At 63.5% G+C, this 20,857-nt stretch carries 15 protein-coding genes; 1 reads left to right on the plus strand and 14 read right to left on the minus strand.

Annotation, left to right across the window (positions count from 1 at the left end):
* Nucleotides 1-2: 2 nt before the first annotated feature.
* From EG850_RS06815 to rpoB, 9 genes are all read right to left on the minus strand, one after another.
* Complete coding sequence (locus tag EG850_RS06815) at nucleotides 3-227, minus strand: Rv0909 family putative TA system antitoxin (protein ID WP_124971856.1); 225 nt, start codon at nucleotides 225-227, stop codon at nucleotides 3-5.
* Nucleotides 228-339: 112 nt separating this feature from the next.
* On the minus strand, nucleotides 340-2,169 hold the full coding sequence (locus EG850_RS06820; protein ID WP_124971858.1) for a hypothetical protein: 1,830 nt from the start codon (nucleotides 2,167-2,169) through the stop codon (nucleotides 340-342).
* A gap of 150 nt (nucleotides 2,170-2,319) precedes the next feature.
* A complete protein-coding gene (gene tuf, locus EG850_RS06825; RefSeq protein ID WP_124971860.1) occupies nucleotides 2,320-3,510 on the minus strand; it encodes an elongation factor Tu in 1,191 nt (396 codons plus the stop codon).
* Between the two features lie 149 nt (nucleotides 3,511-3,659).
* Complete coding sequence (gene fusA / locus EG850_RS06830; RefSeq protein ID WP_124971862.1) at nucleotides 3,660-5,774, minus strand: elongation factor G; 2,115 nt, start codon at nucleotides 5,772-5,774, stop codon at nucleotides 3,660-3,662.
* A 106-nt stretch (nucleotides 5,775-5,880) separates the two neighbouring features.
* Nucleotides 5,881-6,351: a 30S ribosomal protein S7 gene (gene rpsG / locus EG850_RS06835; RefSeq protein ID WP_124971864.1), complete on the minus strand. Its 471-nt coding sequence runs from the start codon at nucleotides 6,349-6,351 to the stop codon at nucleotides 5,881-5,883.
* Nucleotides 6,351-6,722 carry a 30S ribosomal protein S12 gene (rpsL, locus tag EG850_RS06840; protein WP_124971866.1) on the minus strand — a complete coding sequence of 124 codons (372 nt, stop codon included), beginning with the start codon at nucleotides 6,720-6,722 and terminating at the stop codon, nucleotides 6,351-6,353. The genes rpsG and rpsL overlap by 1 nt, the downstream gene beginning before the upstream one ends.
* A gap of 321 nt (nucleotides 6,723-7,043) precedes the next feature.
* Nucleotides 7,044-8,264: a hypothetical protein gene (locus EG850_RS06845; protein ID WP_124971868.1), complete on the minus strand. Its 1,221-nt coding sequence runs from the start codon at nucleotides 8,262-8,264 to the stop codon at nucleotides 7,044-7,046.
* Between the two features lie 134 nt (nucleotides 8,265-8,398).
* The gene (locus tag EG850_RS06850) at nucleotides 8,399-12,277 is read right to left on the minus strand and encodes a DNA-directed RNA polymerase subunit beta' (protein ID WP_124971870.1); all 3,879 of its coding nucleotides are present in this window, start codon (nucleotides 12,275-12,277) and stop codon (nucleotides 8,399-8,401) included.
* Nucleotides 12,278-12,321: 44 nt separating this feature from the next.
* Nucleotides 12,322-15,816 (minus strand): DNA-directed RNA polymerase subunit beta, encoded by a 3,495-nt coding sequence (gene rpoB / locus EG850_RS06855; protein ID WP_124971872.1) that lies wholly within the window; start codon nucleotides 15,814-15,816, stop codon nucleotides 12,322-12,324.
* 371 nt (nucleotides 15,817-16,187) lie between these two features.
* Here rpoB and EG850_RS06860 point away from each other — a divergent pair, with 371 nt between their 5' ends.
* Nucleotides 16,188-16,904 (plus strand): MBL fold metallo-hydrolase, encoded by a 717-nt coding sequence (locus tag EG850_RS06860; protein WP_124971874.1) that lies wholly within the window; start codon nucleotides 16,188-16,190, stop codon nucleotides 16,902-16,904.
* A 120-nt stretch (nucleotides 16,905-17,024) separates the two neighbouring features.
* On the opposite strand, the gene EG850_RS06865 is transcribed toward EG850_RS06860, so the two are convergent.
* The 5 genes from EG850_RS06865 to EG850_RS06885 form a co-directional block, all read right to left on the minus strand.
* On the minus strand, nucleotides 17,025-17,282 hold the full coding sequence (locus EG850_RS06865; protein WP_124971876.1) for a Txe/YoeB family addiction module toxin: 258 nt from the start codon (nucleotides 17,280-17,282) through the stop codon (nucleotides 17,025-17,027).
* Nucleotide 17,283: 1 nt separating this feature from the next.
* On the minus strand, nucleotides 17,284-17,541 hold the full coding sequence (locus EG850_RS06870) for a type II toxin-antitoxin system Phd/YefM family antitoxin (protein ID WP_124971878.1): 258 nt from the start codon (nucleotides 17,539-17,541) through the stop codon (nucleotides 17,284-17,286).
* Nucleotides 17,542-17,618: 77 nt separating this feature from the next.
* The gene (gene nagA, locus EG850_RS06875) at nucleotides 17,619-18,740 is read right to left on the minus strand and encodes an N-acetylglucosamine-6-phosphate deacetylase (protein WP_214609526.1); all 1,122 of its coding nucleotides are present in this window, start codon (nucleotides 18,738-18,740) and stop codon (nucleotides 17,619-17,621) included.
* A gap of 77 nt (nucleotides 18,741-18,817) precedes the next feature.
* Nucleotides 18,818-20,053, minus strand: coding sequence for a PTS transporter subunit EIIC (locus tag EG850_RS06880; protein WP_124971880.1), 1,236 nt, complete (start codon nucleotides 20,051-20,053; stop codon nucleotides 18,818-18,820).
* Nucleotides 20,054-20,095: 42 nt separating this feature from the next.
* Nucleotides 20,096-20,857: a GntR family transcriptional regulator gene (locus tag EG850_RS06885; protein WP_214609527.1), complete on the minus strand. Its 762-nt coding sequence runs from the start codon at nucleotides 20,855-20,857 to the stop codon at nucleotides 20,096-20,098.

The raw sequence follows: 20,857 nt of genomic DNA on the forward strand, positions 1-20,857 counted from the left end.
CGCTAGGCTGCCGGGGTGTCGTCGCCGGAGAGCTTGTCGGCGACCGAGTCGATCTGTTCGTCGAACTTGCCGCCCGTCACCTTCTTTGCAGCGTCCGCGGCACCCTGGATGGCGTTCTGCACGCCCTCGGTGTCGCGCACTTCTTCGAACTTCTCGCCGATTTGCTGCCCGATGCCCTGGAGCTTCTCGCCGAAGCTCTCCTTGCCATCGCCGTTGAGATCAGCCATGGTCTTTCCTTTCAATGGAATGTTCATCCGTGGGTCACCCCGCGAACTTGGCGGCACCCGCCGCACTCAGCATCCAGCATCCCGGGTGATGGTCTGCTGTGATCTGAGCGAGCTACACGAACGAGAGCTTGTCGAGCTCACCGTTGTCGCGGAGCTCGAGGTAGTGCTCAGCCGCCACACCGAATGCGACCTTGACGGTCTTGAACGGACTCACGAGCCAGCCACCGTCTTCCTGCACAACCACGATGCCGACGGTATCGAGACCGAGCGCCGCGAATCCTTGCCAATCGGTGAGACAGTTGTTCAGGCCGTCAGTTGATTGAACGCAGTAGTCGTTGAGCGTCATCGAGTTGCTGTTGTTGTCAGCAATCGTGAGGCCGTCCGGGAGGATCATCGTTTCGCCGTGGTCGGTCCAGCTGCGGAAGTTGCCGTCAAGGTTGACCGTCCAGTTTCCGCCGTAGCCGGTGTAGTTGCTCTTGAGCTGGTTGTACCAGGGCAGACCGTAGAGCGAAGCGACCTGGCGCTCTGACTTTGCGAGCGTGCTCACGAGCAAGTTCGCATCCTGGTTGCCGCCCTGCGCACCCGAGATCGCGTCGAGGATGCCCTGCGCGAGCTGCATGCCCGCATCTTCAGGTGCGCTCGATGTCGCCGACTCGAGCACCTGGGTGCCGGGGAGCTGCGGGGCGTCGGGCATCATGCGCCAGAACGATTGGGTGACCAGCTGCATCCCGGTCATGATCGGGCTGATGTACCAGCCCGAGCCTTCCTTCACCGAGACGAGTTCGGGGTTGCGCGGCAGCGAGTACTTGGTTTCAAGGTCGCCCGCGCCGATATCGATGACGTACGGCAGGTCAAGGTGCACATCGCGAGGCGTGATCTCGTTGGCGTAGCCGATCGCTTCGTCGACCGAGTAGCCCTGGGTGATGCGGTTCTCGTATTCGGCGGCGCGCTCATAGTCGGCGAGCGCCTCCGCGAATGCCGCCTCATCGCCGTCGACGGTGATGACGCCTGCGGTGATCGCCACAATTTGCACATCGTCGATGACCGGTTCGACCCGGTAGTCGAGCCCCTCGGTCTTGAAGTCGATGGCGCTTCGCATCGACTCAGTTGCGTCCTTGAGCGAGGGAATGTCGGAGTCTCCCGGAGGCTGGCCAAAACCCTTGTCGCGAAGGTTCATGGCCGCATCCTGGAACATCTGCGCTTCGCTCGGTGCGATCGCCAGGAAGGTGTCGATCTCGTTGAAGTTGGCCGTTGCATTGAGGAGGTTGTTCGCCGCGGCTTCGGGCGAACCTGCGCCGCCGACCTTGCCGACGAGGGAGAGGACGCCCCAGGTGCCGAGGCCAAGCACGAGCACGACGACCGCTGCGATGATCGCAATGAGCGGGCCGCGCTTCTTCTTCGGCTTCACACCGCCTGGTTGCTGGGGTCCGGATGCACCGGGAGCGCCGTAGCCGTAGGCGCCACTCTGGTCGTACTGGCCAAACTGCTGTCCGTAGGCGCCGGGTTGCTGGGCGTAGCCCTGCTGTTGCCCGTAGCCCTGCTGCTGCCCGTAGCCCTGCTGCTGCGAGTAGCCGGATGCTTGCTCGCCGTAGGTGCCCGGGTACTGGTTTGGCTGAGCACTGGACTGGCCGTAGGCGCCCGGTTGCTGGCCATAGTTCTGCGTGCCAGGGCTCTGCTGGCCATTACCTTGCTGGCCCACAGCGTATTGGTTGTAGCCCTGCTGGCCGGAGCCTTGTTGTCCGGTGCCGAACTGGTTGTAGCCCTGTTGACCCGCGCCGTACTGGTTGTAGTTCTGCTGGCCTGCTCCATACTGGCCCGCCCCTGGCTGGCCATAGTGCTGCTGACCGTAGCCTCCGTTGTTGGGACCGCCGTTCTCGGGCAGTGGTGGCAGCTTCGGCAGATCGTTCATCGCTACAGGCCTTTCTTCGTGCGCAGTCGTCATCACCCTATCCAGATGAAAAATCAACCTCGTCAGCCCAAAGAATGCACCTTGGCCACATTCATCTCTGGCCAGGGGTGCACTCCGGAAAACACCAACGCGGGCGACACCCTTTCGGATGCCGCCCGCGTAGGCAAGCAAGTCAGTAAATGACTACTTCGAGATGCTGGTCACCGTGCCGGCGCCGACGGTGCGGCCACCCTCACGGATCGCGAAGCCGAGGCCCTCTTCCATGGCGATGGGCTGGATCAGCTCAACGGTCATGTCGACGGTGTCACCGGGCATAACCATTTCCTTGCCCTCGGGCAGGGTGATGACGCCGGTCACGTCGGTGGTACGGAAGTAGAACTGCGGACGGTAGTTCGTGTAGAACGGGTTGTGACGGCCGCCCTCTTCCTTCGAGAGGATGTAGGCAGTGCCCTCGAAGTTGGTGTGCGGCTTGACCGAACCGGGAGCAGCAACAACCTGGCCACGCTCAACGTCTTCACGCTTGAGACCGCGCAGGAGCAGACCAGCGTTCTCGCCGGCCCATGCCTCGTCGAGCTGCTTGTGGAACATCTCGATACCGGTAACGGTGGTCTTCTGGGTCGGGCGGATGCCGACGATCTCGACCTCCGAGTTGATGGCGAGGGTGCCACGCTCGGCGCGGCCGGTCACCACGGTGCCACGACCGGTGATGGTGAAGACGTCCTCGATCGGCATGAGGAACGGCTTGTCCTTGTCACGCTCCGGGTCCGGAACGCTGTCGTCGACAGCCTGCATGAGCTCGAGGATCGAGTCGACCCACTTCTCTTCGCCCTCAAGAGCCTTGAGTGCCGAGACGCGGACAACCGGAGCGTCTTCGTCGAAGCCCTGCGAAGCGAACAGCTCGCGGACCTCGAGCTCGACGAGCTCCAGGATCTCCTCGTCGTCAACCGCGTCCGACTTGTTCAGCGCAGCGAGGAGGTAGGGAACGCCGACCTGCTTCGCGAGCAGCACGTGCTCACGGGTCTGCGCCATCGGGCCGTCAGTGGCGGCGACCACGAGGATCGCGCCGTCCATCTGAGCTGCACCGGTGATCATGTTCTTGACGTAGTCAGCGTGACCCGGGGCGTCAACGTGCGCGTAGTGGCGCTTCGGGGTCTCGTACTCGATGTGCGAGATGTTGATCGTGATACCACGCTGGCGCTCTTCCGGCGCCGAGTCGATCGTGGCAAAGTCGCGCTGGACGTTGGTGTCCGACGGGTACTTGTCCGCGAGCACCTTCGAGATGGCTGCGGAAAGCGTCGTCTTGCCGTGGTCGACGTGACCGATCGTTCCGATGTTGACGTGCGGCTTGGTCCGCTCGAACTTGGCCTTGGCCACTGTGGGTCCTCCTCAGGACGGTTTCTGGGTATCGCTCCACGATAGTCGCGCGGACCGAGACTTGGAAATTTTGGGCAGATAAATATAGTACCCGGTCGGCTGACGTCAGCAATTCAGCCAGCCGACCGGATGGGGAACGAGTAGAGGTACTACTCGCCCTTGCTCTTCTGGATGATCTCGTCGGCAACAGCCTTCGGGACCTCAGCGTAGGAGTCGAACTCCATCGAGTAGACCGCACGACCCGAAGTCTTCGAGCGGAGGTCACCGATGTAGCCGAACATCTCGGAAAGCGGCACCTGAGCGCGCACAACCTTCACACCCGAGGCGTCTTCCATCGACTGGATCTGGCCACGGCGTGAGTTGAGGTCACCGATCACGTCACCCATGTACTCCTCGGGCGTACGCACCTCGACCTTCATGATCGGCTCGAGCAGCGCGGGGCTGGCCTTGGGGGCAGCTTCCTTGAATGCCATCGAACCGGCGATCTTGAACGCCATTTCCGACGAGTCAACGTCGTGGTACGCACCATCGAGCAGGGTTGCCTTGACACCCACGAGCGGGTAGCCGGCAAGAATACCGACCTGCATTGCATCCTGGATACCGTTGTCAACCGAAGGGATGTACTCGCGCGGAACGCGACCACCGGTCACGGCGTTCTCGAACTCGTAGATCTTCTCGCCCTCGACCGCGAGCGGTTCGAGCTTGATCTGGACCTTTGCGAACTGACCCGAACCACCGGTCTGCTTCTTGTGCGTGTAGTCGTACTTGTCGACAACGCGGCGGATGGTCTCGCGGTAGGCAACCTGCGGCTTACCGATGTTCGCCTCAACCTTGAACTCGCGCTTCATGCGGTCGACAAGGATGTCGAGGTGAAGCTCACCCATGCCCGAGATGGTCGTCTGACCGGTCTCGTGGTTGAGCTCGACACGGAACGTCGGGTCTTCTTCAGCAAGCTTCTGAATCGCGACGCCGAGCTTCTCCTGGTCAGCCTTCGAGTTCGGCTCGATGGCAACCGAGATCACGGGCTCGGGGAAGGTCATCGACTCGAGCACGACCGGCTGCGCGATGTCGCAGAGGGTGTCACCCGTGGTGGTGTCCTTGAGGCCGATGGCCGCGTAGATGTGGCCAGCGGTGATCTCGTCGACCGGGTTTTCCTTGTTGGCGTGCATCTGGAAGAGCTTGCCGATGCGCTCCTTCTTGCCCTTGGTCGAGTTGAGCACCTGGGTGCCCGAGTCGACGTGGCCCGAGTACACGCGGATGTAGGTGAGACGACCGTAGAACGGGTGCGACACAACCTTGAACGCGAGAGCGGCGAAGGGTGCATCCTTCGACTGCTCGCGCTCGATCTCGACCTCGGGGTCGTTGACGTCGTGCGCGGTGACCGCGGGAACGTCAAGCGGCGAGGGGAGGTAGGCAACAACAGCGTCGAGCATCGGCTGGACACCGCGGTTCTTGAACGCGGTACCGCAGATGACCGGGAAGGCCTCGCCAGCGATGGTGAGGTTACGGATCGCGCCGGTGATCTCAGCTTCGGTGAGCTCTTCGCCGCCGAGGTACTTCTCGAGCAGCTCTTCGTCGGTCTCAGCAACGGTCTCAAGGAGCTCGGCGCGGTACTCTTCCGCACGGTCCTTGAGCTCGGCCGGGATCTCTTCGATGGTGGCCTCGGTGCCCGGAGCCACGACGCCCTTGGCGTCGCCGCGCCAGGTGAGCGCCTGCATCTTGACGAGGTCGACAACGCCGATGAACTCGTTCTCGGCACCGATCGGCAGCTGGATAACCAGCGGGGTCACGCCGAGGCGCGACTTGATGGTGTCGACCGAGTAGTAGAAGTCAGCACCGAGCTTGTCCATCTTATTGATGAAGCAGACGCGGGGCACGTTGTACTTGTCAGCCTGACGCCACACGGTCTCGGACTGGGGCTCAACGCCCTCCTTGCCGTCGAAGACGGCAACCGCACCGTCGAGCACGCGGAGCGAACGCTCCACCTCCACGGTGAAGTCGACGTGACCGGGGGTGTCGATGATGTTGATCTGCGTACCGTTCCAGTAGCAGGTGGTGGCAGCCGAGGTGATCGTGATGCCGCGTTCCTGCTCCTGCGCCATCCAGTCCATCGTGGCCGCACCATCGTGCGACTCACCGATCTTGTGGTTGACACCCGTGTAGTAGAGGATGCGCTCGGTCGTCGTGGTCTTGCCAGCATCGATGTGGGCCATGATGCCGATGTTGCGGACCTTCTTGAGGTCTGTCTGCACTTCCTGTGCCACGGATGTCTCCCGTTATTGGTCTGGATGGGTGTTGCTTGGGGTGCGGTGATACGCCGCAAGCCGGCCAAGGAGATTGCTTAGCAGAGTTCCTTGACCGGCTGAAGAATTACCAGCGGTAGTGCGCGAAGGCCTTGTTCGACTCGGCCATCTTGTGCGTGTCTTCGCGGCGCTTGACCGCGGCACCGAGGCCGTTCGAGGCGTCGAGGATCTCGTTGGTGAGACGCTCGGTCATCGTCTTCTCGCGACGAGCCTTGGCGTAGCTGGTGAGCCAGCGCAGCGCGAGGGTGTTCGCACGGTGCGGCTTGACCTCAACCGGAACCTGGTAGGTCGAGCCACCGACGCGGCGGCTACGAACCTCAAGGGTGGGACGCACGTTGTCGAGCGCCTTCTTGAGGGTGGTGACTGCATCCTGGCCGGTCTTGTTGGCAACGTTCTCAAGCGCGCCGTACACGATGCGCTCGGCCTGCGACTTCTTACCGTCGAGCAGGATCTTGTTGACCAGCTGCGTCACGACCGGCGAGCTGTACACCGGGTCGACGACGACGGGGCGCTTCTGGGCGGGACCCTTACGAGGCATTACTTCTCCTTCTTCGCGCCGTAGCGGCTGCGGGCCTGCTTGCGGTTCTTGACAGCCTGGGTGTCAAGAGCGCCGCGGACAATCTTGTAGCGAACGCCCGGGAGGTCCTTCACACGACCGCCGCGAACGAGCACCATCGAGTGCTCCTGCAGGTTGTGTCCCTCACCCGGGATGTAGGCGGTAACCTCGGTGCCGTTCGAGAGCTTCACACGAGCGACCTTACGAAGGGCCGAGTTCGGCTTCTTGGGCGTGGTGGTGTACACACGGGTGCACACGCCGCGCTGCATCGGGTTGCCCTTGAGGGCAGGTGAGTTCGAACGGCTCACCTTGGGCTTGCGGCCCTTGCGGACCAACTGCTGGATGGTTGGCACTGTGGTTGTTCTCCTTGGTGTTGTATTGCTCTGCGAACGGCTGCGACTCGCAGCCTTCTCGGGTTCGTACCCTTGACCGACCGGCAATACGACATCGTTCGGTATCGCTGGCAGGTGTTGCGCGACGCGGTCGCGGATCGGATCCGCGGCGCTTGCCTAAGCGGCTCCGCAGGACAGCGGAAACCGCATGCGTTTCAGGCACGCCGAGTTTGGCGCACCAGAACATCCTAACCAGGCGCGGGGGCACGGTCAAGCGCGGGGATGCACACCGAGAGCCTCGATGCACGAAATCATGCGCACCGAGGCTCTTGGGGAGGTTGCTTAGACGGCAGCCTTGCTGGCTTCGCGTTCTTCGGTGCGACGGCGCTCGTACTCGGCGTAGTCAGCATCATTGAGGCGGGTGAGCTTGCGGCCGCGCAGGGCGATGAGGCCGCCGAGCCAGGTAATGACCTGGTTCGCGACGATGAAGGCAATGAGCGCACCCGGCAGGTGTTCGGGCGCCCGCAGCGAGGCGAGCAGCACCTCGTTTGACCAGGCACCGGTGTTGATGAGCTCCTGCACGGCGACGCCGAGGTGGTAGCCGCCAAACACGAGGAGGCTGAGCACGAGTGCCGCGAGCACGAAGCTCCACCAGCGCGCGCGGTTGGCGAGGAGGGCCCAGATGAGCAGGCCCACAAAGAAGACCGCCACGGCGACATAGAAGGGAGCGGTGCCGATGAAGGCGGTCGCAGTCGGCATAAAGACCGCACCCGGTGCGTAAATCACGCGCGCGAGCGAGAAGAGCCCGGCGTAGCCGGCGGCAAACACGAGCGTCGCGATGATCGTCATGAGCAGGCCCAGGCCCCGGTTGCTGCGCTTGTCGGGCTTGACGAGCAGGCCTTCGGTCGTGCTCATGCCGAGCGGGGCAAACACATCCGAGTCGTCGGTGCCGTCGACGGTGCGGTCGACGGTGCGGTCGACGGTGCGGTCGCTACTGCGATCTTCGGTGCGGTCAACGTCGCGAGTCGTCGTCGCGGCGGTGGTTGCCGCAACGGTGGTCGCGGCCGCTGCCGGGGCAACGTGCGCGTCATCGTGGATGCGTTCGCTCGCGGCGCGCTCTTCGGCGAGCGTCGTTGCTGACTCATCTTCGACGGCGCCAGTCTCGGCGACGCGTGCGTCTTCGCTCGCAAGCGACGCGGATGCATCCGCTTCGCTTGGCTCTGCCGACAGCGGTTCGTCGCGGTAACTCGACTCGGTGTCGAGGTCGCCATCGAGTGGAATCGTGCGGGAGCGCTCGAGCGCCTCATCGAGACGCGCGCGGTCGCTGTCTACTTCGGCGTCAGCCGCGGCATTCGATTCAGCGGCAAGCTGCGCTTCGGCCCAACGCTCGGATGCGCTGACCTCGCTCCCCTGCTCGAACTGTTCCTGCGTGGTCGGCGTTTCGTCACGCACAGTGTTGACGACGTCCGCGTTTTCGTGGTCGAAAGGGTTCTGGTCAGCACCGGCGCCCGGGCGCGGTCCGTCATCGAACGGCTGCGGAGTTGTGCGGTTCTCGTCACTCATGTCGCCCACTGTAGAAGCGAGGTGGGGCTAGCACGCGGAACCTCGCCGGGTTCACTCCAGATGCATCCATCGAAACACCACTGGGGTCGCTCCCGAAGGAACGGCCCCAGTGGTGACTTGGCTAGCTGGTTCGACTAGTCGAAGGTGATGCCGTAGTCGGCGTCAGTTCCGAATGCGTCGAAGTCAGCGAACGAGAGGTCCTGCTCGTAGTCGATGGCCTCGGTTGCCTGGTACGGGTAGCTCTCCGCACGGGCTTCCTCGGTCGGCTCGACGATCTGCTCGCCGTATTCCGGCAGACCGGTACCGGCGGTGATGAGGCGACCGATGATGACGTTCTCCTTGAGACCGAGCAGCGGGTCAACCTTCTGCTCCATCGCGGCCTGGGTGAGGACGCGAGTGGTCTCCTGGAACGATGCGGCCGACAGCCACGATTCGGTCGCGAGCGACGCCTTCGTGATACCCATCACCTCGGGACGGCCCGATGCGGGCTTGCGGCCCTCGGTGACGGCCTGACGGTTCTGGGCCTGGAAGCGCTGACGGTCAACGAGCTCACCCGGGAGCATGGTGGTGTCGCCCGAGTCGTTGATCGTGACCTTGCGGAGCATCTGGCGAACGATGACCTCGATGTGCTTGTCGTGGATCGGCACACCCTGGCTGTTGTAGACACCCTGCACGCCCTGCACGAGGTACTTCTGCACCGCAGCGGCACCGAGCACTTCGAGCACATCCTTCGGGTCGAGCGGACCCTCAACGAGCTGGGTACCCGGCTCAACGTGCTGGCCCTCTTCAACGAGGAGGTCGGCGCGCTTGGTCACCGGGTAGGTGAGCACCTCGTCGTCCTTGTTGTCGGGGGTGAGGATGATCTTGCGCTGACGCTCGGTGTCCTGAATCTCGACCGTACCGGCGACCTTCGCAAGCGGAGCCGCACCCTTCGGAGTACGCGCTTCGAAGAGTTCCTGCACACGGGGCAGACCCTGGGTGATGTCAGTCGCACCAGCGATACCACCAGTGTGGAAGGTACGCATGGTCAGCTGCGTGCCGGGCTCACCAATCGACTGGGCCGCGATGATACCGACGGCCTCGCCGAGGTCGGCAAGCTTCGAGGCAGCCATCGAACGGCCGTAGCACTTGGCGCAGACACCGACCTGCGATTCGCAGGTGAGCACCGAGCGCACCGACACATCGCGGATGCCCGCAGCCACGAACTTCTCGATGAGCACGTCACCGACCGACTCGCCAGCGGCACCGAGGACGTTGCCCTCAGCATCCTTGACATCGACGGCGAGCGTACGAGCGTAAACCGAGTTCTCGACGTTGTCGGCGAGCACGACCTCGCCCGACTCATCAGTCTGCGCGATCGGCAGCAGCAGACCCTTGCGGGTGCCACAGTCGGTTTCGCGGATGATGACATCCTGCGAGACGTCAACGAGACGACGCGTGAGGTAACCCGAGTCAGCCGTCTTGAGCGCGGTGTCAGCAAGACCCTTACGGGCACCGTGCGTCGACGAGAAGTACTCGAGCACCGTGAGGCCCTCGCGGTACGAGTGGATGATCGGGCGGGCGATCTTCTCACCCTTCGGGTTGGCGACGATACCGCGCATACCGGCGATCTGACGCACCTGCAGCCAGTTACCGTTCGCACCTGCGGTCACCATGCGGTGAATCGAGTTGCTGTCGGGGAACTGCTCGCGGGTGTCTTCAGCCACGCGGTCGGTGGCGTCTTCCCAGAGGTCGATCGTCTTCTCGCGGTATTCGCCCTGCGAGATGAGACCCATTGCGAAGTCGTCGCGGAGAGCCGCAACCTTCTTCTCGGTCTCGGCAACGATCGCGGCCTTCGTGTCGGGCACAACGACGTCGTCAATCGACAGCGAGATACCCGAACGCGTGGCCCAGTAGAAACCGGCGTCCTTGATCTGGTCGAGGGTGGCGGCCACCACATCCTTGTCGTAACGCTCGGCAAGGTAGTTGACGACGCCCGAGAGACGACCCTTGGTCATGTTGTCCTCGAGGTACGGGTAGTCCTCGGGGAGCAGCTCGTTGAACATCGCGCGGCCGAGCGTGGTCTCAAGACCGAACGGCTCACCGTCGACGAAGCCCTCGGGCTCCTGACCGGGCAGGAACGAGAGACCCTCGAGACGGATCGTCACCGGTGCGTTGAGGTGCAGCGTGCCCTCGTCGCTCGCCATGATCGCCTCGGCGATCGACGAGAAGGTACGGCCGGCGCCCACTGCATCTTCGCGGAGGAAGGTGAGGTGGTAAAGACCGGCAACCATGTCCTGCGAAGGCAGTGTCACGGGGCGACCATCCGAGGGCTTGAGGATATTGTTCGATGCGAGCATGAGGATGCGCGCCTCGGCCTGAGCCTCAACCGACAGCGGCAGGTGCACTGCCATCTGGTCACCGTCGAAGTCAGCGTTGAACGCAGCACAGGCGAGCGGGTGAAGCTGGATGGCCTTACCTTCAACGAGCTGCGGCTCGAACGCCTGAATACCGAGACGGTGCAGGGTCGGTGCGCGGTTGAGCAGCACCGGACGCTCGCGGATGACCTCTTCGAGCACGTCCCAAACCTCAGGCTTGGCACGCTCCACCGAACGCTTGGCGGCCTTGATGTTCGAGGCGTGGCCGAGGTCGATGAGGCGCTTGATGACGTAGGGCTTGAAGAGCTCGAGTGCCATCTGCTTGGGCAGACCACACTGGTGCATCTTGAGCTGGGGACCAACGATGATCACCGAACGGCCCGAGTAGTCCACGCGCTTACCGAGCAGGTTCTGGCGGAAACGACCCTGCTTACCCTTGAGCATGTCGCTGAGCGACTTCAGGGCACGGTTACCGGTGCCGGTGACGGGACGACCGCGGCGACCGTTGTCGAACAGCGCGTCAACAGCTTCCTGGAGCATGCGCTTTTCGTTGTTCACGATGATCTCGGGGGCACCGAGGTCAAGCAGGCGACGCAGGCGGTTGTTGCGGTTGATCACACGACGGTAGAGGTCGTTGAGGTCACTCGTGGCGAATCGGCCACCGTCGAGCTGCACCATCGGGCGCAGTTCCGGCGGAATCACCGGAATGACGTCGAGCACCATCGCTTCAGGCTTGTTCTCGGTCTGCAGGAAGGCGTTGACCACCTTGAGGCGCTTGATGGCGCGGATCTTCTTCTGACCCTTGCCGGTCTCGATCTGCTCGCGGAGCAGTTCCGACTCGGTTTCGAGGTCGAAGTCGCGCAGGCGACGCTGGATCGCCTCGGCACCCATGTGGGCCTCGAAGTAGTCGCCGTAGCGGTCGACGAGCTCGGCGTAGTCGGCATCGTCGGCACGCAGCTCACCCACGGTGAGGTTCTTGAAGGCGTCAAAGACGCGCTCCACCTGCGTGATGTCGGCGTCGAAGTCCTTGCGAACGCGCGCCATTTCCTTTTCGGCGGCGTCCTTGGCCTTGCGCTTCTGGTCGGCGGTGGCGTCTTCCTCTTCGAGCGCGGCAATCTCGGATTCGAGCGCGGCGAGGCGGTCGTTGATGCGAGCATCCCGCTGCTTGCCGAGGTTGTCGAGTTCGAGACGGAGTTCCTGCTCGAGGTCACCGAGGTCGTCGCGGCGACCCTCTTCGTCGATCGAAACGATCATGTAGGCGGCGAAGTAAATGACCTTTTCGAGGTCCTTCGGCGCCATGTCGAGGAGGTAGCCAAGGCGCGAAGGCACGCCCTTGAAGTACCAGATGTGGGTCACCGGGGCGGCGAGGTTGATGTGGCCCATGCGCTCACGGCGCACCGACGACTTCGTCACCTCAACACCACAGCGCTCACACACGATGCCCTTGAAGCGCACTCGCTTGTACTTACCGCAAGCACACTCCCAGTCCCGCGAGGGGCCGAAGATCTGCTCGCCGAAAAGGCCATCCTTCTCGGGCTTGAGCGTGCGGTAGTTGATCGTTTCGGGCTTCTTCACTTCGCCCTTTGACCACGCCAGAATGTCATCGGCGGTCGCGAGCCCGATGCTGAGGCTGGCGAACTTAGTTGCGTCGATCAATTCGTAATTCTCCCTAATCCAAACGCGTTCTCAGTACCGGGTTCTTAGATCTGCTCGACCGAAGCCGACTCGAACCGGGTCGAGATGTTGATGCCGAGTTCTTCGGCGGCGCGGTAGGCGTCGTCGTCGTTGTCCTCGAGGCTGAGCGTGGTGCCGTCAGTCGCGAGTACTTCGACGTTGAGGCAGAGCGAGCGCATTTCGCGCACGAGCACTCGGAAGGACTCGGGAATACCCGGCTTCTGAATGTTCTCGCCCTTGACGATCGATTCGTAGGCCTTCACGCGGCCCACGATGTCGTCGGACTTGATGGTGAGCAGCTCCTGCAGGGTGAACGCCGCGCCGTATGCCTCGAGCGCCCACACCTCCATCTCACCGAAACGCTGGCCACCGAACTGCGCCTTACCACCGAGCGGCTGCTGGGTGATCATCGAGTAGGGGCCGGTCGAACGAGCGTGGATCTTGTCGTCGACGAGGTGGTGGAGCTTGAGGATGTACATGTAACCGACGGCCACCGGGTCCGGGAACGGCTCGCCGGAGCGGCCATCGAACAGGCGGGTCTTACCGGTTGCGTCAACGAGGCGAACGCCGTCGCGGTTGGTGCGCGTCGAGTCGAGCAGACCCTGGAGCTCCTCCTGCGTGGCGCCGTCGAAGACGGGGGTGGCGACCTTGGTGCCGGGCTCAACGTGGTAGGCAGCCTCGGGCAGAGCGCGAGCCCACTCGGGCTCACCCTCGACGTCCCAACCCTGCATGGCAGCCCAGCCGAGGTGCGTTTCAAGCACCTGACCGAAGTTCATGCGCTTCGGAATACCGAGCGGGTTGAGGATGATGTCGACCGGCGTGCCGTCTTCGAGGAAGGGCATGTCCTCTTCGGGGAGGATCTTCGCGATGACACCCTTGTTGCCGTGGCGGCCCGCGAGCTTGTCGCCCTCGGTGATCTTGCGCTTCTGGGCGATGTAGACGATGACGCGCTGGTTCACGCCCGAGCCGAGCTCGTCGTCACCGGCCTCAACGTCGAACACCTTGACGCCAATGACCGTACCGGCCTGGCCGTGGGGCACCTTGAGCGAGGTGTCGCGAACTTCGCGGCTCTTCTCGTTGAAGATCGCGCGGAGTAGGCGCTCTTCAGCGCTGAGCTCGGTCTCACCCTTCGGCGTGACCTTACCGACGAGGATGTCGCCGGGCTGCACCTCAGCACCGATGCGGATGATGCCGCGCTCGTCGAGGTCCTTGAGCATTTCCTGCGAGACGTTCGGCAGGTCAGAGGTGATCTCTTCCTTACCGAGCTTCGTGTCGCGGGCGTCAACCTCGTACTCCTCGATGTGAATCGACGAGAGGACGTCGTTCTTCACCAGGTTCTGGCTGATGATGATCGCGTCTTCGAAGTTGTGGCCTTCCCACGGCATGAATGCCACGAGCAGGTTCTTGCCGAGTGCGAGCTCGCCGTTCTCGGTCGCGGGACCGTCAGCGATGACCTCGCCAACCTCGACGCGCTCGCCAGCCTTGACGATGACGCGGTGGTTGTAGCAGGTGCCGGCGTTCGAACGCTGGAACTTGCGGAGGAAGTACGACTCCGAGCCGCCCTCATCCGTCTGCACAATGACCTGGTCAGCCGAAACCGAGGTGACCACACCGGCGTTGACCGCGGTGACGACGTCACCGGCGTCAATGGCGCTGTAGCTCTCCATACCGGTACCGACGATCGGCGACGACGAGCGCAGCAGCGGCACTGCCTGGCGCTGCATGTTCGCACCCATGAGGGCACGGTTGGCGTCGTCGTGCTCGAGGAACGGGATGAGCGAGGTACCCACCGACACCATCTGGCGCGGCGAGACATCCATGTAGTCGACCTCGGCGGGCTCGACGAGCTCAACCTCGCCGCCCTTACGGCGAACGAGCACGGTGTCTTCGAGGTAGTGGCCGTCGGCGTCGATGCGGGCGTTGGCCTGCGCTACGACGAACTCGTCTTCCTCGGCTGCGGTGAGGTAGTCGATCTCATTGGTGACCACACCGTCGCGCACGCGGCGGTAGGGGGTCTCGATGAAACCGAAGGCGTTGATGCGCGCGAAGGTCGCGAGCGAGCCGATCAGACCAATGTTCGGGCCTTCAGGGGTTTCAATCGGGCACATACGGCCGTAGTGCGAGGCGTGCACGTCACGCACCTCAACACCGGCGCGCTCACGGCTCAGACCACCCGGGCCGAGCGCCGAGAGACGACGCTTGTGGGTGATACCCGCGAGCGGGTTGTTCTGGTCCATGAACTGCGACAGCTGCGAGGTGCCGAAGAACTCCTTGATCGCCGCAACGACCGGACGCACGTTGATGAGCGACTGCGGGGTGATCGAGTCGATCTCCTGCGTGGTCATGCGCTCGCGCACGACGCGCTCCATCCGGCTGAGGCCGGTGCGCACCTGCGACTGGATGAGCTCACCCACGGCGCGGATACGACGGTTACCGAAGTGGTCGATGTCGTCGATGTCGAGCGGGATGTCAACAATCTCGCCACCGTTGCGGGTGCCGGTGATCGTCTTGTCACCCTGCTGCAGCGCAACGAGGTACTTGATGGTCGCGACGACGTCTTCGACCGAGAGCACCGAGTCGCTGATGGGCGCCTCGAGACCGAGCTTGCGGTTGAGCTTGTAACGGCCCACCTTCGCGAGGTCGTAGCGCTTGGGGTTGAAGTAGAAGTTGTCGAGCAGGGCGCGAGCGGCCTCCGAGGCCACCTGCTCGCCCGGGCGCAGCTTCTTGTAGATGTCGCGGAGGGCGTCTTCCTGCGTCTGAATCTTCGGGTCGTCCTTGGCGAGCGTGTCGAGCACGGTCTCGTAGTCGGCGAACTCCATACGAATTTCTTCTTCGGTGAGGCCGATGGCGCGCAGGAAGATGGTGATCGACTGCTTACGCTTGCGGTCAACGCGAACGGCAACGAGGCCCTTCTTGTCAACCTCAAACTCGAGCCAGGCACCGCGCGAGGGGATGATGCGGGCCGAGAAGACATCGGTGTCGGAGTTCTTCTCAGGGGTCTGCTCGAAGTAGACACCAGGCGAACGGACGAGCTGCGACACGACGACGCGCTCGGTGCCGTTGATGATGAACGTGCCCTTGTCGGTCATGAGCGGGAAGTCGCCCATGAAGACCGTCTGGGTCTTGATTTCACCGGTCTCGAAGCGCATGAACTCGGCCTCGACGTAGAGGGGCGCGGCGTAGGTCTTGCTGCGCTCCTTGCACTCGTCGATCGAGTACTTGGCGGGCTCGAGGTAGGGGTTGCGGAACGTGAGCTGCATGACGCCCGCGTTGTCTTCGATCGGCGAGATCTCTTCGAAGACCTCGTCGAGGCCGGATGCGGTCGCAACGTCGGTGCGACCCTGAGCCAGCTCGTATGCGACCTGCGCCTTCCAGTCGTCGTCACCGACGAGCCAGTCGAAGGATGCGGTCTGCAGCGCCAGAAGATCGGGAACCTCAAGGGTGTCCGCAATTTCGGCAAAGGAAATCCGGTGCGCCTGGCGACCGGACTTGGGCGTGAATGCGTTGCTCGCAGCAGCCAAGGAAATTACCTCCACAGTCCCGCGCCAAAGGCGGGACGGTCTCGCGTTCGATTCGTGAGGATGGCCACGCCGTCCGGCACTGCGGTAGTCTGCTCAACACATCCTTGTTTGGACGGTGGCGAGGGACTGAAGAACCGCACTGCCAAGCCGACCGCAATATGAGGGCAAGGAGCGACGAAGCGCAAACACCCAGTGTATGCTTCCCCGCCGCGCGTGTCCAGCCCCATTCCCTGAGCGTTTTCCCGGGCGTGTCGCCCGCGCCCGCGCGCTAAGGCCCCCTCCCCGCGTGCTGAGCCCGCGTCCCCCGCGTGCTGAGCCCCCCCCTCCCCGCGTGCTGAGGCCCTCGAAGCACGACCCGCTACCGTGGCACTATGACGCATCCGTTCATCCCTCAGCTCGATGCGTTCGGCGGCATCGAATTGCACTTCGCCGAACTCAACGACTTCGAGAACAATTGCTATGTCGTGGTCGACACGGCCACGGGCGCGACGCTCATCGTTGACGCGGCCGACGCGGCCCCCTACGTGCTCGACTTGGTCGAGGTGGCGCGCGAGCGTGCCGCCGAGGCCGGCCGCCCCGAACCGCAGCCGGTGGGCATCCTCACGACCCACTCGCATCCTGATCACTGGCAAGCACTCGCCGATGTGCGCGACGCACTCGGTGTGCCGACGATCGCTGGCGCCGATGACGCTGACGACATTCCAGTGCCAACCGACCGCCGCGTCGTCGATGGCGACACGATTGAGCTCGGCTCAACGACGCTCGAACTCATTGGCCTGCGCGGTCACACCCCGGGCTCGATTGCGGTGGTGATTCGTCAACCTGATGAGGCGGCGCGCATTTTGACCGGCGACTCGCTCTTCCCCGGTGGTATCGGCAACACCTGGGATGACCAGGAGCGTTACGAGCAGCTGCTCACCGATTGCGTCGAGCGCATCTTCCGCCGATTCCCGGATGAGACGGTGTTCTACCCGGGTCATGGGCTGCCGTCGAAGATCGGCAAGGAGCGCGGCTTCTTGAACCGCTGGCGCCTATTCGGCGGCATGGATGCGGTGAACCCCGCAACCGATAAGTATCAACTGCCTTGATCGCTCGACCGACCGGTTTCTGGGTGGTCGAGCGGTGCCCTGAGGCCCTCGAAGAGTAGGAGCGCAGCGACGGAGCGAGACCGCCGCGAGAGGCGAGACCTGCGAGACGCGAGACCCTAACTAGCCGTAGTGGTAGCGACAGGCGGCGATGCGGATCTCTTCGCCGTGGATCTTGTAGATCAGCCGGTGCTCATCGGTGATGCGTCGTGACCAGTAACCAGCCAAGTCATGCTTGAGCGGTTCCGGCTTTCCGATGCCCTCATTGCCGTTCCGGGCGATATCAGTGAGGAGCAGGTTGATGCGCTTGAGCACCTGACGATCCTGGCGTTGCCACCAGAGGTAATCATCCCAGGCGTTTTCATCCCAGACGAGCAGCACGTCAGTCGGTCTCGATGAGGTTGTGGCGGTTTCCGCCGCCAGATTCGAGCCGCTCCATGGCGTCAAGCAGTCGTCGGGCGTTCGCTGGCGACCGCATCAGGTAGGCGGTCTCGCGGAGTGACTCGTAGTCAGCGAGAGAAACGATGACTACGGGTTCGTGTCCGGCGCGAGTAATGATGACTTCTTCGCGATCGTTGGTAACGCTGTCGAGCACCTCGGCATAGCGCGCTCGCGACTCGGTGTAGCTCATGGTCTTCACGGTGGCCTCCTGTACAGAAAATTGTACAGTCGCGAACTTGCGAGGCCAATGCCTAAATGCTGTGAGCGCGCGCCTGCTTAGCTGCCCCGGTAGATGACTCGGCGAACTTCGAGGTCGTCGTCGAGTTCGATGAGGTCGGCATATCGACCTGGCTCGATGCGTCCGACCTCGGCCAGCCCGAGATAGTCGGCAGGCACCGCAGTCGCAGCCGCGAGCGCATCCGGCAGAGAAACGCCCACCGCTACCGCCGTGCGCACGGCGCGATCAAGCGTGAGCGTCGACCCGGCGATCGTCTCCGTGCCCTGCAAACGCGCGACGCCCTCGTGCACCGTCACCTCAAGGTCGCCGAGCAAATACTCGCCGTCGCCGCAGGCCGCCGCGGCCATTGCATCCGTGATCAGTGCCACCCGCCCGGGTGCCGTGCGCATCACCCAGGCGACCAACTCGGGGCGCAGATGGATGCCGTCGGCAATGATCTCGAGCGTCACGCGCGGGTCTTCCCAAAGCGCCAAGATGGGCCCCGGGCGACGGTGATGCAACGACGGCATGGCGTTAAAGAGGTGCGTTGCTCCCCGTGCGCCCCGCTCGATCGCCTCGCGCGCGGTGTCGAAATCGGCGCTCGTATGCCCGACCGCCACGACCACCCCGGCTTCGACGAAGACCGGCATCACCTCAAGCGCACCGGGCAGCTCTGGCGCGAGGGTCACCATCCTGACCGTGCCACGACCGGCCGCAAGCAGCCGCTCCACATCAGCACGCAACGGATCCCGCAGCTGCTCCGGGTCGTGGGCGCCCTTGAACGCCTGTGCGAGCCACGGCCCTTCGAGGTGGGTGCCGGCGAGCACTCCGCGCTCGACCGCATTCGCGAGCAATGACACCTGCGTCTCAAGCCGATCAATCGGCGAAGTCACGAGGCTCGCGACGAGCGAGGTCGTGCCATGGCTGCGATGCGCGGCAACGACCGTGTCGATATCGGCCGGGTCGGTCGTGTCGAACGCCGCTCCCCCGCCACCGTGGGCGTGCACATCGACATAGCCGGGCGCGAGGATGCCGTCGAGTGCGAGATCGGCCTGCCGCGGCGGCGACCCGAGGCCAACTGAGACGATGCGTTCATCCTCGATTTCAACCCAGCCCTCAGCAAGCCGCGGTGCCGCGGGCGCGTCAACGAGCATCCGTGTCGATGTGATCATGACCGCCATGCAGCGCTCCTTGCTTGAGGTGTTCAGCGGATGCTTGTGGGCCGGTCGCGCGCGCACGACCGGCCCACAAGGTGAGATTACGGCGCTGTGGGCGCTTCAACCTCGTCGGTGTCTTCACGTCCGGGCGTACGCAGGTTCCACTTGCGGATCACGAAGGTGAACAGGAAGTAGTACACAACCGCGAACCCGAGACCAATGACTGGGATGAGCCACGGATTCGTGCCGATATTCCAGTTGAGCACCAGGTCGAACAATCCCGCAGAGAACCCGAAGCCCATATGCACATCGAGCAGGTTCGTGATCGCGAGCGAGAGACCGGTGAGCACCGCGTGGATCACGTAGAGCGGCCAAGCGACGAACATGAACGCGAACTCGAGCGGCTCGGTGACACCCGTGAGGAATGCGGTGAGCGCGACCGAGAGCATGATGCCACCGACCGCCTTGCGGTGCTGGGGCTTTGCTGCGCGGTAGATCGCGAAGGCGGCAGCGGGCAGGGCGAACATCATGATCGGGAAGAAGCCCGACATGAAGGTGCCTGCGGTGGGGTCACCCTGGAGGAAGCGGGCGATGTCACCGTGGTAGACGGTGCCGTCGGCGCCGGTGAAGTCACCAATGAGGAACCACGGCGGGTTGTTGAGGATGTGGTGCAGGCCGAGCGGGATGAGCAGACGGTTCAGCGTGCCGTACACAAAACCACCGAGCACTTCGTTCTGCGCCACCCAGTTACCGACGGCGGTGAGGCCAGCGTTGAAGGCCGGGTAGACGAACGAGAGCAGCACCGACATGACGATGCCCGCGAGTGAGGTGACCATTGGTACGAAGCGACGTCCGCCGAAGAAGCCGAGGTAGTCGGGCAACTTGATGCGGTGGTAGCGCTGCCACAGCCATGCACTCACGAGACCCATGAGGATGCCGCCGAGCACGCCGTAGTTGATGAGCTGCTGCGTGTCACCTTCGGCCGCCTTGCCGAGGATGACCGGGCTCATCGCATCGCCGACGCCCTTGAATACGAGGTAACCGGTGAGCGCCGCGAGCGCGGTCGATCCGTCGGCCTTCTTGGCGAGGCCAATGGCAACACCGATAGCGAACAGGAGCGGCAGGTTAGCGAACAGCGCATTACCCGCTGCGCCGATGACATCCGCCACCGGCCCCCAGCCAAGACCGTCAGCACCGAGCAAGTCGGGCTGGCCGAGTCGCAGAAGCAGTGCTGCTGCCGGCAGGGATGCGATGGGCAGCATGAGTGAGCCGCCGAACTTTTGGATCGGCGCGAGATTGATTTTCTTCTTCTGCGTTGCGGCATCCGATGAGGTCATGGCTGCCGTCCTTTCTCTAGGGGGATGGATAGGGACAGAGATTTAGGTGGTGCCGTTGTCGGCGGTGAGTGACATGTGCACTTGGTAGCGCTCGCCGAGGTAGTACGAGCGGATGTATTCGATGGCGCGGCCGCGCGTGCTCGAGACGCGTTCAAATACGAGGAGCGGACTCATCGGCGGCACTTCGAGTAGCCGCGCGAGGTCGGCGTCGGCGGCTTCACCCCAGAGGGTCTGCTCGGCCGTGTCGATGACGGTGTCGTAGTGGGTGGCGAAGACTTCGTAGAGCGAGCGCTCACCGAGGTCAAAACTGTCGAGCTTGGGGAACGCGGCCGCCGGATAGCGCGCTTCTTCGAGGGCGAGCGGCTGCCCACTGGCGATGCGAATGCGACGCAAGTGCCACGCATCCGAGTCGGGGTCGAGCCCGAGCGCACGCCCACCTTCGTGGCCGAGCGGCTTGATCACGAGTTCGAGGATGCGTGAAGACGGCACGAGCCCGCGGCGCCGCATGTCTTGGGTGAAGGAGGCGAGGTGGAGGTTTGACTCGACGCGCGGCTCGGTGGCGAAGGTGCCTTTGCCCTGTACGCGCTTGAGCGCACCGAGAGCGACGAGTTCGTCGACGGCTTTGCGCACGGTACCGCGGGAGACGCCGAAGCGTTCCATGAGGTCGCGCTCGGAGGGGATGAGCTTGCCGGGAACGGAAATGTCAGCGATGTGATCGCGCAATTGCGCGTATTTCGGCTCTGGGCCTTCTTGCAACATTTCCGTGCCTCCCTTCGACGTCGGCGTCAGGGTTGTCCAGCTCAT

It is taken from the genome of Gulosibacter macacae (assembly GCF_003865375.1).
Lineage (GTDB): Bacteria > Actinomycetota > Actinomycetes > Actinomycetales > Microbacteriaceae > Gulosibacter > Gulosibacter macacae.

What these genes read in the sequence shown, in the direction of transcription:
- EG850_RS06815 (WP_124971856.1), bottom strand. Translation starts at nt 227, where the DNA reads ATGGCTGATCTCAACGGCGATGGCAAGGAGAGCTTCGGCGAGAAGCTC.
- EG850_RS06820 (WP_124971858.1), bottom strand. Translation starts at nt 2,169, where the DNA reads ATGACGACTGCGCACGAAGAAAGGCCTGTAGCGATGAACGATCTGCCG.
- rpsG (WP_124971864.1), bottom strand. Translation starts at nt 6,351, where the DNA reads ATGCCTCGTAAGGGTCCCGCCCAGAAGCGCCCCGTCGTCGTCGACCCG.
- EG850_RS06845 (WP_124971868.1), bottom strand. Translation starts at nt 8,264, where the DNA reads ATGAGTGACGAGAACCGCACAACTCCGCAGCCGTTCGATGACGGACCG.
- EG850_RS06860 (WP_124971874.1), top strand. Translation starts at nt 16,188, where the DNA reads ATGACGCATCCGTTCATCCCTCAGCTCGATGCGTTCGGCGGCATCGAA.
- nagA (WP_214609526.1), bottom strand. Translation starts at nt 18,740, where the DNA reads ATGGCGGTCATGATCACATCGACACGGATGCTCGTTGACGCGCCCGCG.
- EG850_RS06880 (WP_124971880.1), bottom strand. Translation starts at nt 20,053, where the DNA reads ATGACCTCATCGGATGCCGCAACGCAGAAGAAGAAAATCAATCTCGCG.
- EG850_RS06885 (WP_214609527.1), bottom strand. Translation starts at nt 20,857, where the DNA reads ATGAGCTGGACAACCCTGACGCCGACGTCGAAGGGAGGCACGGAAATG.